Origin of the sequence: Rhizobium sp. BK289 (assembly GCF_014193575.1) — a bacterium.
Classification (GTDB): Bacteria; Pseudomonadota; Alphaproteobacteria; order Rhizobiales; family Rhizobiaceae; genus Rhizobium; species Rhizobium tropici_C.
Genome location: NZ_JACHZO010000004.1, coordinates 450,116 through 464,383, shown reverse-complemented (window position 1 = coordinate 464,383; position 14,268 = coordinate 450,116). Strand labels below are relative to the sequence as shown.

The 14,268-nt window shown below is 61.4% G+C and carries 11 protein-coding genes and 3 pseudogenes; 9 read left to right on the top strand and 5 right to left on the bottom strand.

Annotation, left to right across the window (positions count from 1 at the left end; translation table 11 throughout):
- The first annotated feature begins 30 nt into the window (after window positions 1–30).
- The 7 genes and pseudogenes from FHT84_RS10665 (at window position 31) to FHT84_RS10640 (ending at window position 4,750) form a co-directional block, all read left to right on the top strand.
- Entirely contained in the window at window positions 31–531 is a 501-nt protein-coding gene (locus FHT84_RS10665; RefSeq protein WP_112345530.1) for a GFA family protein, read from the top strand.
- Between the two features lie 410 nt (window positions 532–941).
- A pseudogene (locus tag FHT84_RS10660) lies at window positions 942–1,115 on the top strand (alpha/beta hydrolase); the annotation flags it as partial.
- A gap of 51 nt (window positions 1,116–1,166) precedes the next feature.
- On the top strand, window positions 1,167–1,493 hold the full coding sequence (locus FHT84_RS10655; protein ID WP_112345531.1) for a hypothetical protein: 327 nt from the start codon (window positions 1,167–1,169) through the stop codon (window positions 1,491–1,493).
- 79 nt (window positions 1,494–1,572) lie between these two features.
- Window positions 1,573–1,788 carry an ABATE domain-containing protein gene (locus FHT84_RS31280; protein WP_210209449.1) on the top strand — a complete coding sequence of 72 codons (216 nt, stop codon included), beginning with the start codon at window positions 1,573–1,575 and terminating at the stop codon, window positions 1,786–1,788.
- Window positions 1,789–1,922: 134 nt separating this feature from the next.
- Window positions 1,923–2,123, top strand: a pseudogene (locus tag FHT84_RS31415) (CGNR zinc finger domain-containing protein); the annotation flags it as partial.
- Window positions 2,124–2,529: 406 nt separating this feature from the next.
- Window positions 2,530–3,219, top strand: a complete 690-nt coding sequence (locus FHT84_RS10645; protein WP_112345532.1) for a carbonic anhydrase — start codon at window positions 2,530–2,532, stop codon at window positions 3,217–3,219.
- A gap of 4 nt (window positions 3,220–3,223) precedes the next feature.
- On the top strand, window positions 3,224–4,750 hold the full coding sequence (locus tag FHT84_RS10640) for a SulP family inorganic anion transporter (protein ID WP_183762130.1): 1,527 nt from the start codon (window positions 3,224–3,226) through the stop codon (window positions 4,748–4,750).
- 197 nt (window positions 4,751–4,947) lie between these two features.
- Here FHT84_RS10640 and FHT84_RS10635 read toward each other — a convergent pair whose 3' ends face one another.
- On the bottom strand, window positions 4,948–5,958 hold the full coding sequence (locus tag FHT84_RS10635) for an NAD(P)-dependent alcohol dehydrogenase (RefSeq protein ID WP_112345534.1): 1,011 nt from the start codon (window positions 5,956–5,958) through the stop codon (window positions 4,948–4,950).
- Window positions 5,959–6,055: 97 nt separating this feature from the next.
- Between FHT84_RS10635 and FHT84_RS10630 the strand changes: the two genes are divergently transcribed.
- Window positions 6,056–6,994 (top strand): LysR family transcriptional regulator, encoded by a 939-nt coding sequence (locus FHT84_RS10630; protein WP_112345535.1) that lies wholly within the window; start codon window positions 6,056–6,058, stop codon window positions 6,992–6,994.
- A gap of 21 nt (window positions 6,995–7,015) precedes the next feature.
- Here FHT84_RS10630 and FHT84_RS10625 read toward each other — a convergent pair.
- Window positions 7,016–7,399, bottom strand: a pseudogene (locus tag FHT84_RS10625) (RNA polymerase sigma factor); the annotation flags it as partial.
- Between the two features lie 261 nt (window positions 7,400–7,660).
- Between FHT84_RS10625 and FHT84_RS10620 the strand changes: the two are divergent.
- Window positions 7,661–7,936 carry a hypothetical protein gene (locus FHT84_RS10620; protein WP_169645462.1) on the top strand — a complete coding sequence of 92 codons (276 nt, stop codon included), beginning with the start codon at window positions 7,661–7,663 and terminating at the stop codon, window positions 7,934–7,936.
- Between the two features lie 325 nt (window positions 7,937–8,261).
- Here FHT84_RS10620 and atzF read toward each other — a convergent pair whose 3' ends face one another.
- Genes atzF through FHT84_RS10605 form a run of 3 tightly spaced genes read right to left on the bottom strand, consistent with a single transcriptional unit; the run spans window position 8,262 to window position 14,261 of the window.
- The gene (gene atzF, locus FHT84_RS10615; protein ID WP_183762127.1) at window positions 8,262–10,073 is read right to left on the bottom strand and encodes an allophanate hydrolase; all 1,812 of its coding nucleotides are present in this window, start codon (window positions 10,071–10,073) and stop codon (window positions 8,262–8,264) included.
- On the bottom strand, window positions 10,073–13,609 hold the full coding sequence (gene uca, locus FHT84_RS10610) for an urea carboxylase (protein WP_183762124.1): 3,537 nt from the start codon (window positions 13,607–13,609) through the stop codon (window positions 10,073–10,075). Before uca ends, atzF begins: the two co-directional genes overlap by 1 nt.
- A gap of 1 nt (window position 13,610) precedes the next feature.
- On the bottom strand, window positions 13,611–14,261 hold the full coding sequence (locus tag FHT84_RS10605; protein ID WP_183762121.1) for an urea amidolyase associated protein UAAP2: 651 nt from the start codon (window positions 14,259–14,261) through the stop codon (window positions 13,611–13,613).
- Between the last annotated feature and the right edge of the window lie 7 nt (window positions 14,262–14,268).

Sequence of the window (14,268 nt, the reverse complement as noted above, 5' to 3'; positions counted from 1 at the left end):
GATCAAACCGCGTCATGACGGAGGAGAAACATGAAGCGCATCGAGATGGAGGTGAGTGGCGGCTGCCAGTGTGGTGCCGTGCGCTACCACGCAACCGCTATGCTCGACAATTCGCATCTCTGCCATTGCCGCATGTGCCAGAAAGCCTCGGGCAACATCTTTGCCGCGCTGGTCGCGGCGCCGGATGATGCGCTCACCTGGACACGCGGCAAACCGAGCGTCTGGAAGAGTTCGGAACTTGTCGAGCGCGGTTTTTGTGCCAATTGCGGCACGCCGCTGTTCTTCCACCACCTCGAAAACGGTCGCACCAATTTGATGATCGGTTCGCTTGACGATCCCAACGCCTTCGCGCCGCACGCCAATACCTGCACCGAGAACATGGTGACATGGTTCGATACGATCACAGGCATAGAAAATACCGGCGCGACTGAGAATAACGGCGTCGATTGGGCCGCGGCGATCAAGGGAAGCAACAACCAGCACCCCGACCACGATACCGCCTCATGGGCGGTGAGGGCGCGCGACGGCTGATCCCATTCCGGCGGTTGCCGGTGCGGCCCTGTCTCTCGCGGCTATTTCGAATAGTCATCATGCCCGAAACGGACGATAGCAACAGCCTACTGTCGAGATGGTGCATGCAGAGTGAATGAAGGTCTGCTCGCCCCTGTTGACCCGCCGCGGAACCGCTCCGCACGATCTGTTTCTCCAGTTCACGACCGCGCATTCTCATCCAAGATGGAACGCGGAACGGTCTAACTGCATTTAGATGGTTCCATTCATGGGGATGCGAGCCATGCATGGCAAGGTGACACGACATCGACATGGCAGGATTGGTAATCGAAACCTCTTTATCCGCGAAGCCGGACCGGTAGATGCTCCAGCCCTGCTTCTGCCGCATGGTTATCCATGTTCGTCCTTTCAATTCCGTCGCCTCATGCCGGCTCGTCTGGGGGCCGCAGGACGGCTACATGCCGGCGGAATCGGCCCGCGCTTATCTTCGCGATGTGCCGGAGGCGGAACTGCATCTCATTGAGGATGCCGGTCACTGGCTGCTGGAAACACACTTCGATGACGCTCTGCCGCTCATCCGCGATCTCTCCCGAACGCTTCACTAAAACCCCAACCTATTGAGGAGTCACTGGCACGTCACCGAAAGGAGCCCAATCATGGTTACGAAGCCGACCATTGCACGCATCTGGCGCGGCCGCACGCGTCGAGACATCGCCGATATCTACGAGCCTTACATACGAGCTGAAGGCATTCCGCCACTTCAGAAGGTTGCACTCGGCGTTCAGCTCTTCCGCGAGGATCGTAAGGACGAGACTTGGTTCACCACCATCTCCTATTGGCACGACATCGAGGCGATGACCGCCTTCACCAAGGGCGAACCCACCAAGGTGCATCACCTCGACCGTGATGCCGAACTGCTGATGGAATTGCCTGAGCAAATCGAAATCCACCGCATCCTAGTCGACGACCAGAACCTGCGTTGATCGGCATGTCGCTGATCTGGGCCTGACGTCGCGCTATCGCACAAGAGGAAGCATCGCAAAAAGGCCGGGGGCTGAGCCCATGTCCTTCCTGCATCGCATCGCTGGCGACATCGCGCTGGATCTCGCCAATACCGTGTCCTGGTGTGGTAGGGATCGCGAGATCGATCATCTGGCAAGCGCCGAGGACATTGTGGCGTGGGCAAAGGAAGGCGGTTTGGTTGCAGGCAGTTACGCCATAGATGCGAGCGAATGCGATATGTTGATCAACCGCACCCGTCGTTGCGCTCAGCGATAGGTGAGGCTGGCGCTGCGATTGCGCAGGGTAGGGAACCTCCCTCATCTGCCTTCGACATCATCCGCGATCTAGCTGCGGGCGCCCTGCAGTCCGCTACTGTCTCGGGAGTTCCCGCAATCCTCGAATTTGAGGGCATTGATCAGATTGTCGGCACTATCGCCTGGGCCGCGTTGGATCTGCTTCGCGGCGACGAATTATCCCGGCTGAAGCAATGTCCGCCAGACGATTGCCAATGGTTGTTCATCGACCGCACGAAGAATCTTTCGCGTCGCTGGTGCGACATGGCTACCTGCGGCAATCGAGCCAAGAAGCACGCACATCGACATGGCGCCTGATGCTCAATTGACGACGGCACGCTGGCCACCGCACGGTCTTTCTTCTTCTCAACCGCTATAGCATGTTCTCAAGGTAGATATCCCGGCCGCAATCCGGCTCGGGATCGCCGGGCTCCGGTCATGAGATGCCCTCCGCTTCTGATGTGGAACGCCGCAAATCCGGAATTGCCGGGACGGGATTGCTCGGATCGATGGTGGCGAACGCATAGAGATTGCCGGAGCAACTAAAGTCATCTCACAATCCACTCACAAGATTTTTATAAATTAGATTTGACTAAATCCGATCTCGCTATTTTCTTCCCGCCACCCGTACCTATCTCGCACTTGCGAAATGATCGCGCATTCCAACCCGCCGGGCATGGGTACGCCCCCTGCCTGCCGTCCGGCCCATCACAAGGACTCGACAATGGGTGATTTGCTCAAAGGAATCTCCAGCTTTCGCGGTGCCGTGTTTCCCGATCATCAGGCACTTTACCGCCGGCTGGCGGAAGAAGGGCAGCAGCCGCACGCGCTGATGATTTCCTGCGCCGACAGCAGGGTGATGCCCGAAACGATCACGCAATCAGGCCCCGGCGAACTCTTCGTCTGCCGCAATGCCGGAAACATTGTTCCGCCGTTTTCCACGGCGAATGGCGGTGTATCGTCGGCGATCGAATATGCCGTCGTGGCGCTCGGCGTTCGTGACATCATCGTTTGCGGGCATTCCGATTGCGGTGCGATGAAAGGGCTCTGCCATCCCGATCTTCTGAAGCCGATGCCGAATGTCGCTGCCTGGCTGAAACACAGTCATGCGGCCCATTCGATTGTTTGCGAAGCCTATCCCGCCGATCTGCCCGAGCGCCAAAGGGTTCGCGCCATCGCCATGGAAAATGTCGTCGTCCAGCTGGACCATCTGCGCACCCATCCTTCCGTCGCCGCCAAGCTGGCGACCAGTGACATCACTTTGCATGGCTGGTTCTTCGATATCGAGACAGGAGAGGTGCTTGTTTATGACGGTGGGGCGGCTCGCTTCACGGAAATCCTCGAGGACAGGCCCTTGCCTGTCGCTGTCACCGGGCGCGGTCGTCCGCATGTGATCCCTCAAGCCGCGGAGTAGGCCGATGATGTCAAGCTCTGCTCTTTCGCGCGACTTCGCGTCGTCGCTCGTCGTATTCTTGGTCGCCATACCACTTTGCCTCGGGATTGCGGTGGCGTCAGGAGTTCCGGTGGCGATGGGCCTCATTTCAGGCATTGTCGGCGGCATCGTCGTCGGCCTTTTGGCCGGATCTCCACTTCAGGTGTCAGGGCCGGCGGCCGGTCTGGCCGTGATCGTCTTCAGCTTCGTCGAGCAATATGGCGTTGCCATGCTAGGGCCGGTTCTCATCGTGGCGGGATTGTTGCAGGTCCTTGCCGGCTTCCTGAAGATCGGATCGTGGTTTCGGGCCATTTCGCCTGCGGTGGTCCACGGCATGCTCGCCGGGATCGGCATCCTTATCATTCTCGGACAAGTCCATGTGCTGATGGGGGCGAGACCTGCTGCCGGAGGCATCGAGAACGTCACCGCCATGGAGCAGACCCTCGGTCGCGTATGGGGTGCGGGATTGACCCGGGAATCGGTGGCTCTCCTCGTGGGATTGATCTCTTTGCTGGCCATGATCGCATGGGAGAAGTTCAGGCCGAAGCCATTGACGCTGGTACCCGGCGCTCTGGTGGGGGTTGCGGTTGGCACGATATTGACGGCCGGGATGCAGCTGCCGATCGCCCGGGTGGAGGTGCCGTCCTCTCTCATCGAAAGCATTTCGCTGCCGACGCTCGAGAGTTTTGCTAGGATGATCGAGCCCGGTATCATCGTGGCGACGCTGGTCATCGCGGTGATCGCCAGTGCGGAAACGCTGCTGTCATCCGCGGCCGTCGATCGCATGCATGATGGCGTGCGGACCCGCTTCAACAAGGAGCTGTTCGCGCAAGGCATCGGCAACGGACTTTGCGGCCTGCTTGGTGCGTTGCCGATCACGGGCGTCATCGTCAGATCCTCCGCCAACATTCAGGCAGGCGCGCGCACCCGGGCATCGGCCATTCTGCACGGCGTCTGGATTCTCGGGCTCGTGGCGTTTCTGCCGCAGCTGCTCGTAATGGTGCCGCTGACGGCGCTTGCCGCCGTTCTGCTGGTGACGGGATGGCGGTTGATCAGCCTTCATCACGTCCGCCATCTCTTCGAGCACCACGGTTGGGTTCCCGTGGGGATCTGGACCGCGACGGTGGCGATGGTGGTGCTCCAGGACCTGCTCGTCGGCGTGGCGCTTGGCCTGGCTCTGTCCATACTGGAGATCTTTCCATATCTTCGTCGCAAGCTTGCGATCGACAGGTTGGAAGATGAGGAAACCATTCATCTCGATCTCGCCGGCGTGGCGACCTGCAGAGACGTTCCCACGTTGCTCAATATGCTGGAAGCGCTTCCCGAGGGACGCAAGATCAGGATTGCGGGCACTCGCCTGCATTATCTTGACCATACGAGTGCCGAAACCCTGCGCGAGTGGGTGAAACGCCAGAAGAAATCGGGACGCCTGATCGAAATCCAGCATCCACCGGCCGGGCGCCATCCTCGGCTGAAGCCGATTTTTGAACGGCTTTCGGAGGAGGTAGCCTAACCTCAGCCACGCTCCAACCGCTGGAGCGGCTCAGCTTTTCACGGAACCTCTGAGCCGCTCTATCCTTTTGTCTGCTCGCAATTCCGGACGGAAAACTACCGCGCATTTTCCTGGAAACGCTCTTGGTGTGCAGTCCCGGTCACAGCGAATAGAACCATCACGATACATCCAAGGTTCGCCGGACCCTCTGGGTCCGCCTACCAATCCAGGCGGATTGCAAGCTTGCCCACGTGACCGCCGGCGGCAAGGGCCGCGTAGGCATCGGAGAGCTCCGCGATCCCGAAGACCCGGTCGATCACCGGTTCGATTCGATGGGCGGCGATTGCGGCTGCCGCATCCGAGAGATTGGCCACGGACCCGGTGTTGTTTCCCACGACGCGGATTGCCTTGACGATCAACGGCATGAGATCGAGCTCGAGCTTCGAACCCGTCACGAAACCCACTGTGTAGACCACGCCCCCCTGGCGAACGGCGGCCAGGGACCGCGCAAAGGTCGAGCTGCCCACCGTGTCGAGCACAAGGTCAGCTCCTACGCCCCCGGTGAGGTCGAGTACTTCCTTGTCCCATTCGGGATTGCTTCGATAGTTCACGGTCTCATCGGCGCCGAGCGCTCGCGCGCGATCCAGCTTTTCATCCGACGACGAGGTTATGATGACCCGCCCACCGCGCGCCTTGGCAAGCTGCAGCGCAAAGATGGAGACGCCACCAGTGCCAAGCAGTGCGACAGTCGAGCCCGGCCCGATCTCGGCCGTCGCTAGCGCGTTCCAGGATGTGGTAGCGCTGATGGGCAAGGTCGCGATCGCTTCCCATGTCAGGTGATCGGCTGCCCTGACAAGCGTTGCCGTGTCCACCGTCGCGAACTCGGACAGCGAGCCGGGCTGATCCACTCCGCGCATGGTGCGCGCCTGCAGGGCATTCGCACGACCAGCGTGCCAGAGAATCTTGGGGTGAAGCGCCACTCGGTCACCGACGGACAGGTTGGTCACCTCCGGCCCGATCGCGATAATCTCCCCGGCGCCATCGGCGATGGGAACCAGCGGATAATTGATGCCGGGATAGCTGCCCTGCGCAACAGCAAGATCAATGAAATTCAGGCTTGCCGCCCGCATGCGGACCAGCGCCTGCCCTCTGGACGGCGCGGATGGCTCCTGTCTCTGGCGATGCTGGAAGTTATCGAGTCCGGGTCCCGTGAGTTCGATCTGATGCATGATGGCTCCTTTCAGCCGAAATCTAGCTCCAGCTGAAATCTAATACTGCGTTCCTCCGCCTTGAATTGCCTTATATGGCGGTTTAGAACTGCGTATTATGCAGGAATGGATAAGCAATCCCGATCTTGGAGACATATCCGCCTTCGTAGCGCTCGCGGAATGCGGGTCGTTTATTGCGGCTGGCCAGAGACTGCGGCGAAATCCGACGGCTGTCTCAAGGCGTGTTCAGTCTCTCGAGGTACGGCTTGGTGTCCGCCTGGCAGAGCGTAGCACCCGCAAGGTTGTATTGACCGAAGCAGGCCGGGCATATCTTGAGCGGATCAGGCCACTCCTCGATAGTCTCAAGACAGCGGAGCTCGAGACGGCCGCTCTTGCTGAAGGCGAGCCACGCGGTTCCATCAAGCTGGCTCTGCCCTCCGCATTCGGCCGCCAATGGATCGCGCCGCTATTACCGCTTTTTCTGCGCGAGCATCCCCTTGTCTCCATTGAGGCCAGTTTTTCGAATGCCTACGTGGACCTGATCGGCGAAGGCTATGATCTGGCTATTCGTCTCGGAAGCCTTGCGGATTCGCGGCTGATCGTACGCAAGGTCGCAGACCGTCGTCGTCTTCTATGCGCCGCTCCCAGCTACCTCAGAGAAAGGGGAGAGCCCCGGACCCCCGACGAGCTCGTACACCACGCGTGCCTACGCTTCACGGGTAAAGCGAACCCGCATGTCTGGGAGTTCGACAATGCCGAGCGCGGTGAGCGTGTTGTGCCAGTTTCCGGTCCAATGGCCTCGGATGATGCCGAAACCCTTGTCCAGGCTGGAATTGCAGGCCTCGGGATAGTTTACGCCACTGACTGGCTGGTGGGGCGGGAACTCGCCGACGGGCGCCTCGTTCGAATCCTGCCCGAATGGTCGCTTCCCGACGAGGGCGGAATCTATGTCATGACACCTTCGAAAGCCGGTCTGCCCACGAAAACGCGTGCATTTGCAGACTGGATCGCAACGCGGCTCAGTCGGGCGCCATGGTCGAACCCACAACCTGAATAAGTCCAGTCTGAATGTCTTTCCTCAATCGGAAGGATGCTCCGCGTCTTGGTAGTCCGCTGGCCGTGCCAAGGTCAATTCCGTGTCATCGATGACATAGCGGACATAACGATAGTCGCGTATGAAGCTGATCCGGCCGTCGAGCCATTCCAGCCACATGAAATAGTCGGGCGTGGCATTCGCCCGATCGGAAAAGACAGCGACGACTTCCCGTCCGCCAAGCCAAGCCGGCACGAGCCACACACCTTCAATCTCCGCATAGATGCTGAAGAAGTTTCCAACGTCAGCCGAGCCGACGCGAACCGGGTACGCGGACTGATGCAGTTTGACGTCATCTGCCAGAAGCGCGCGCGGACTGTCCCAATCGCGTCCATTGAACAGTGAGACATAGCGCGCCAATGCCTCCGTTAAGCGGTTCGTCCGATGCAAGGAGCCGGAAGCTCCCGCGAAGGGTGGAGGCGGGTGGTCATGATGCGGCCGTTGCCTTGTCGAGCATTCCACCGCGTGTGCACCGCAACAAAATGCGGCACTCAAGTGGACTCCTGCCATTTAACGCGTAGTATGGAACATACCGCCATCACATCTCAGGCGCTTGTGATCGCAGGACAGAGTGTAAGCCGGTCGCCCGGGAATACGAGGAACTCTATGCCCCCTTCGAGATCGACAGACATGTCGCTGGATCGTGACCTTCGCCCTATCCTGCTGAAATGGGCAGGTAAATTCGTCGAATCGGAGGCCGCGGCAGATCGCGTTGTGCGGCGGACCATCAACGTTATCTGTGATAATCCCGAGCTGTTGGATGGGCCTCATATGAACGAGGCACTTTTCGCCTTATTACGCCGATACGCCTTCGACGAGAATGATCTGAAAACAAGCCGGGAATCCGAAAGCGCGAAATCGGCCGTCAGCGATATGAACAACAAAGAAGTTCAAGTGGAAAAATAGTTTCCATAATAAGCTCTTAGATCGGTGAGCCTGCCTATCTGGATGGACGCACAGGCCGCCTTCCGCACGGAAGGTTGCTCCCTCGATTGTTGCGGCCATTGCTCATAGAAATTGCTTCCGTACGCTCAAAGCGATCGATCGCGATTATCGGCCATTCACGGCTTCGCTTGGCACGATCGATCATTCTCGCGGGATGCCTCGCCGGGAACCGCGGGAGGATTGCGTTAAATCACGACTATCAATTGCAAGCGTTCTGGCGATCAGGCCGTGGAGAAGGACCTGTATTGCCCGCAGGAGGAGTTTTCTCATCTCGTTCCTCCGTTGTTCAAGCCATGGTCTCTGCCGCGCGAATGAAATTTCGCCAGCCGCCAAATTCGGTAATGTCTTTGGCCGCCGTGGTGGCGTGGGCCTCGCAGAGAAAACCGGAAACCGCCGTGCCGTCATCGAGCGTAACCTTGCCGATGCCGAGCGGGGCTGGGATTTTCTGGACGAAGCGGCCGAAGGCCTCCGGTGACACCGCCCAGACCTCGACTTCTATGCCGCCGCCTGTAAAGCCCGGTTCACGCACCAGTCCCGGCTTGGGCGGGACAGTCCCCGGCAGCGCGAAAAGACGGTAGTCGCCGGCCGTTCGGCAGGTCTTCAGCCGATAGCCACCGGAGGAGGTGAGCTCGTGGTTGAGCGGCATGCCGCTCAAATGTGCCCCGACGACAACGATCGGTACCGAACCGTCATCCGCCGGAGGCACACGGCTTGCGTCGGGGATCGTTGCCGCGCGATCCCGACCCATGCCCGCGCTCAAGGTCCGATGCATGGCGTCGGCGAAGGGGGCCAGTGCCTCGTCAGTGAAGGCCGGGCCGATCAGCGTCACGCCCGCCGGCAGGTGGCCGTTGGCGTCGAAGCCGGCCGGAATGGCGATCGCCGCACAATCGAGCAGATTGACGAAGTTGGTGTATCGGCCGAAATGCCCGTTTTTGACGATGGGGTCTGCCATCATCTCCTCGACCGTATAAGTGGTCGGCGAGGTCGGCAGCATCAAGATATCCACCTTCTCCCATTCCCGCCGGGTCTTCTGGCGCAGCGTCTCGAGCCTGTATCTGCCTTCGAAGGCATCGACGGCATCATAGGCTTTCGCGCCTTCGATGATGGTGCGCACCGTGGGGTCGAAATCATCGGCATTGCTGGCGAGAAAATCCTTCACCGCGGCCAGCCGTTCGGCGACCCAAGGTCCGTTATAGAGCAGCTCGGCCGACAGCCGGAAGGGCGTATAATCGAAGGGAACGATGGTCGCACCGAGCGCGCGCGCCCGTTCGATTGCAGCGTCGTAAAGGGCTTCCACATCTCTGTTGCCGAAGAATTCCCGTTCTGCTTCGTCGAGCACGCCAATCCGCAGTCCGGAGGCGGGCAGGCTGGTGGATGCCGCTTTGCGCGAGAACGGGTCGGCGGCGTCATAGCCCTCCATCACCTTGCGGATCGCAACGCCGTCGCCGACGGTCGCGGCAAAAATGGTAACGACATCGACACTGCGGCAGGCCGGTACTACGCCGACATTCGGCACGAGCCCCGGTGTGGGCTTGATGCCGACGAGATTGTTGAAGGCCGCCGGCACACGGCCCGAACCGGCCGTGTCGGTGCCGAGCGCGAAACTGGCGAGGCCCGAAGCGACGGCGACCGCCGAACCGGAGCTCGAGCCGCCTGACACATAATCCCTGTCGAAGACCGAGCGCGGTGCGCCGTGCGGCGAGCGCGTGCCATTGAGGCCGGTGGCGAACTGGTCGAGATTGGTCTTGCCGATCACTAGCGCCCCGGCGGCCCTCAGCCGGGCTACCACCGTCGCATCCTCGGCGGGATGATAGGCGAAGGCCGGGCAGGCGGCGGTGGTCGGAAGCCCCGCGACGTCGATATTGTCCTTGACTGCGAAAGGAATGCCCCAGAGCGGCAGGCTGTTCGGTTTCGGCGCGCGGGCCAGCAGCGCCTTGGCGGCAGTGCGCAGATCGTCGTCCGGGGTTGGCGTGATGAAGATCGCCGGATCGTCGGACGTCTGGCGGCGGCGGATCACCTCCTCGACAAGATCATAAGGAGACAAACCGGCCGCATAGGCGGATTGGAGCGAAGCGAGATCGAGAATAGTGGGAAGCATCAGATTTCCTCCAGCACGACGAGGACATCGCCGGCTTTGACGTTGCGACCGGGGCCTGCGCGCAGATCGCGGACGCGGCCCGCGGCGTGGGCGGTCACGTTGATTTCCATTTTCATGGATTCGATGATGGCGACTGTCTCGCCGGCGACGATGGGCTGCCCCTCCTCGACGAGGACCTTCCAGACATTGCCGGGCACGGCGCTCTCAACGCCGAAACAACCTGCTGGGATGTCGCCCGCGAGACCGGGACCACTATCCTCGTCGACGGAAAAGCTGTCGAGGCCGAGATCCTTCCAGCGCTGCCGCTCGGCCTCGAAGGCCGATTGCTGGCGAGCCTTGAAGGTGCCGATCGCCAGCGCGTTGGCGGCAAGGTCCGCCTCATAGGCCGCATAGGAGAATTCGCTCTCCTCGATGCGGATCGGATAGCCGCCATGCGGGAAGGCGGCGCGCGCTTCGCTCAGTTCCTGGTGGCTCACAGGGAAGAAGCGGATCTGGTCGAAGAAGTCGAGCAGCCACGGCTTTTCCTTGGAAAAGACCGGCGTCTGGCGCCAGGTGTTCCAGACCTGGATCGTGCGGCCGAAGAGCTGATAGCCGCCGGGGCCTTCCATGCCGTAGATGCACATATAGGCGCCGCCGATGCCGACAGCGTTTTCCGGCGTCCATGTCCGGGCGGGATTGTACTTCGTCGTCACCAGCCGATGGCGCGGGTCCATCGGAGTTGCGACCGGCGCCCCGAGATAGACATCGCCAAGCCCGAGGACGAGATAGCTGGCGTCGAAGACGATGTCGCGCACCGCCTGTTCGTCGGCCAGTCCGTTGATGCGGCGGATGAACTCGATATTCGACGGGCACCAGGGCGCATTCGGGCGGACGAGCTCCTGATATTTGCGCATCGCAAGTTCGGCATCGGGATCATCCCAGGAGAGCGGCAGATGCACGATCCGGCTTGGCACCTTCACCGCCTGCGCCGGCGGCAGCGAAGCCTCCATTTCGCTCAGAAGTCCGAGAAGGCGTGTGCGCGCAAGGCTCGTTCCGTCATAATGGATCTGCAGCGACCGGATGCCCGGTGTCAGGTCGATGACGCCCGGAAGCTTTGCTTCCTTGATCGCCTGCATGAGAAGATGCACGCGCAGGCGCAGCGCGATGTCGAGCTGCATCGGCCCATATTCGACCAGCAGATTGTCGTCCCCCTGCCGGCGATAGACCACGGGCACGGGTCCCGCCTCGCTGCGCCCCATGATCGTGGCCCCCGCATCGTCGCCTATGCGCTTGACCACCGGTCCGGCGATCGGGTCCCCGGCGCGTTTTTCCGCGCGGAAGCGGATCTTGTCGCCCGGTTTGAACTGGCCCATCTTCCATTGCTCGTCGCGCGCGATCACCGCCGGGCAGACGAAACCGCCGAGGCTCGGGCCATCGGGGCCGAGAATGATGGGCATGTCGCCGGTGAAGTCGATCGCGCCGACGGCATAGGCATTGTCGTGCAGGTTGGAGGGATGAAGCCCGGCTTCGCCGCCGTCCGCGCGCGCCCATTTCGGCGCCGGGCCGATCAGGCGGACGCCGGTGCGGGCGCTGTTGAAATGAACCTCGTATTCGGTCGAAAACAGCGTTTCGATATCGTCCTCCAGGAAGAAATCGGGGGCGCCGTGCGGGCCGTAGAGCACGCCGACTTCCCATTCACGCGTAAGCTCGGCCGGCGCGTTGGCCGGCTTGGATCCGGGCTGCGGAGCCCGGGCAAGCCGCAGCACATGGCCGGCGCGAAGCGGTCCCGTCGCATGACCGCCGAACTGGCCCAGGCCGAAGGTCGCGCGCGAACCGAGCACCTCCGGGGCCGCGAACCCGCCGGCAACGGCGAGATAGGCCCGCTGGCCGGCCCCCGCGATCGCACCGATCGAAAGCGTCTGGCCCGCCTTGATGAGGATCGCCGCATCATGTTGAGCCGGCATGCCATCGAGCGTCACCGGCATCTGCGCGCCGGCAAGTGCGATCGTGACATCCGAGAAGAATTTCAGCACCGGTCCTGAGACGGTCAGCTCCAGCGCCGCCGTCTCGTCGGCATTTCCGACCAGCCGGTTGGCATGGCGGAAGGATCGCTCGTCCATCGGTCCGCTTGGTGGCACGCCGACATGCCAGAGGCCCAGCCGCCCCGGCAGCTCCTGCAGGCTCGACTGGGCGCCCGGCGAAACCACCTCGGCCACATCTGGCAGGAAGACGAAATCCTTGAGAGCCGTGGTCGCCACATGGCCGCTCGCCAGAAGATCCGAGGCGGCGATGGCTTTCAGATAGTCGAGATTGGTCTCGATACCCGAGATCGTGCTCTCTTCGAGCGCCTTGCCGAGCGCCTCGATCGCACTTGCGCGATCTTCGCCCGTCACGATCACCTTGGCAAGCATAGGGTCGTAATAGGGGCTAACCTCGGTGCCTGTCTCGATCCAGCCATCGACACGTATCTTGTCCGGAAAGACAACCTCGGTCAGCAGCCCGGCGCTCGGCCTGAAGTCGGCGTGCGGCATTTCGGCATAGATGCGCGCCTCGATGGCTGCACCCTTGGGAACGAGGTTCTCCTTGCCCGTGAGAACGTCTTCGCCAGCCGCCTGCCGGATCATCCATTCGACGAGATCGATGCCGAAGACCGCTTCGGTCACGGGATGCTCGACCTGCAGGCGGGTATTGACCTCGAGGAAATAGAATTCTTCGCGTGCGGGGTCGTAGATGAACTCGACCGTTCCCGCCGACTGATAGTGGGCGGAGATACCGAGTGCGACGGCCGCGGCATGGAGGCGGGTCCGAACCGCATCGGATAGCCCCGGCGCCGGCGTCTCCTCGATCACCTTCTGGTTCCGGCGCTGCAAGGAGCAGTCGCGCTCGCCGAGCGCGATCACCCGGCCCTTGCCGTCGCCGAAGATCTGCACCTCGACATGGCGGGCGTTGGCCACGAAACGCTCGAGGTAGACACGCGCATCGCCGAAGCTTGCGCGCGCGGTGCGCTGCACGCTCTCGAAGGCGGCATTCAGGCTTTCCGGGCCGTGGCAAAGCTGCATGCCGATGCCGCCGCCGCCGGCGGTGGATTTCAGCATGACCGGATAACCGATCTCGGTTGCGGCTTTCAGCGCTTCATCGCACGTTTCCAAGAGGCCGCTGCCGGGCAGCAGCGGCACGCCGCTTTCGCGGGCCAGTTCACGGGCCCTATGCTTCAGTCCGAAGGCGGCGATGTTGTCTTGTGCCGGACCGATGAAAACGATGCCTTCCTCCGCAAGCCGCTCGGCAAAGCCGATGTTCTCCGAAAGAAAGCCATAGCCCGGATGCACGGCCTCGGCGCCGGTCGTCTTGCAGGCAGCTATGACGGCATCGACATCGAGATAACTCTCACTGGCTGGCGCCGGGCCGAGCCTCACCGCTTCGTCAGCCATCAGCACCGCCTTGGAAAAGCGGTCGGCATCGGAATAGACGGCGACGGAGGCGATGCCCATGCGCCGCAACGTCTTGATGATCCGGACAGCGATTTCGCCCCGGTTTGCGATCAGAACCTTGTTGAACATGTCAGGCCTCGCTGTCCCAGACCAGCACCCGGATCGGTGTCGGATCGAAACCGTTGCAGGGATTGTTGATCTGTGGGCAATTGGAGATGACGAGCAGCACGTCCATTTCCGCTCTCAGTTCGACATAATCGCCCGGCGCGGAAATGCCGTCGACGATCGTCATCTCGCCTGACGGTCCGATCGGCACGTTCATGAAGAAGTTGATGTTGGGAACGATATCGCGCTTGCTCATGCCATGCTTGGAGACTTCCAGAACGAAATTGTCACGGCAGGCATGGAGGTATTTGGTGCCGTGGCCGAAGCGCACCGTGTTGCTTTCGCAGGAGCAGGCGCCGGCCGACGTGTCGTGACGACCGCAACTGTCTGCGGTCATGGTCAGCATGACCCGGCCCTCATTCGAGATGATCTTCGTATGCGTGGAGATATAGGCGGCACCCTGTTCGCGCATCGTATCCTGGTTGGAATAGCGCTCGGAGAAGTCGGCGGCATTGTAGAACAGCGTGTCGATTGCCTGCTGGCCATAGCTATCCTCGATGCGCAACGTCTGGCCTTTCCGGACCACCGTCGAGAACGGCGCTTCCGCGGCAATGACATGATCCTGCACGGCGTTTTCGAGCGTGCGGCCCGGTGCTGTCTGGATGAAATCGCTCATGGTCTCG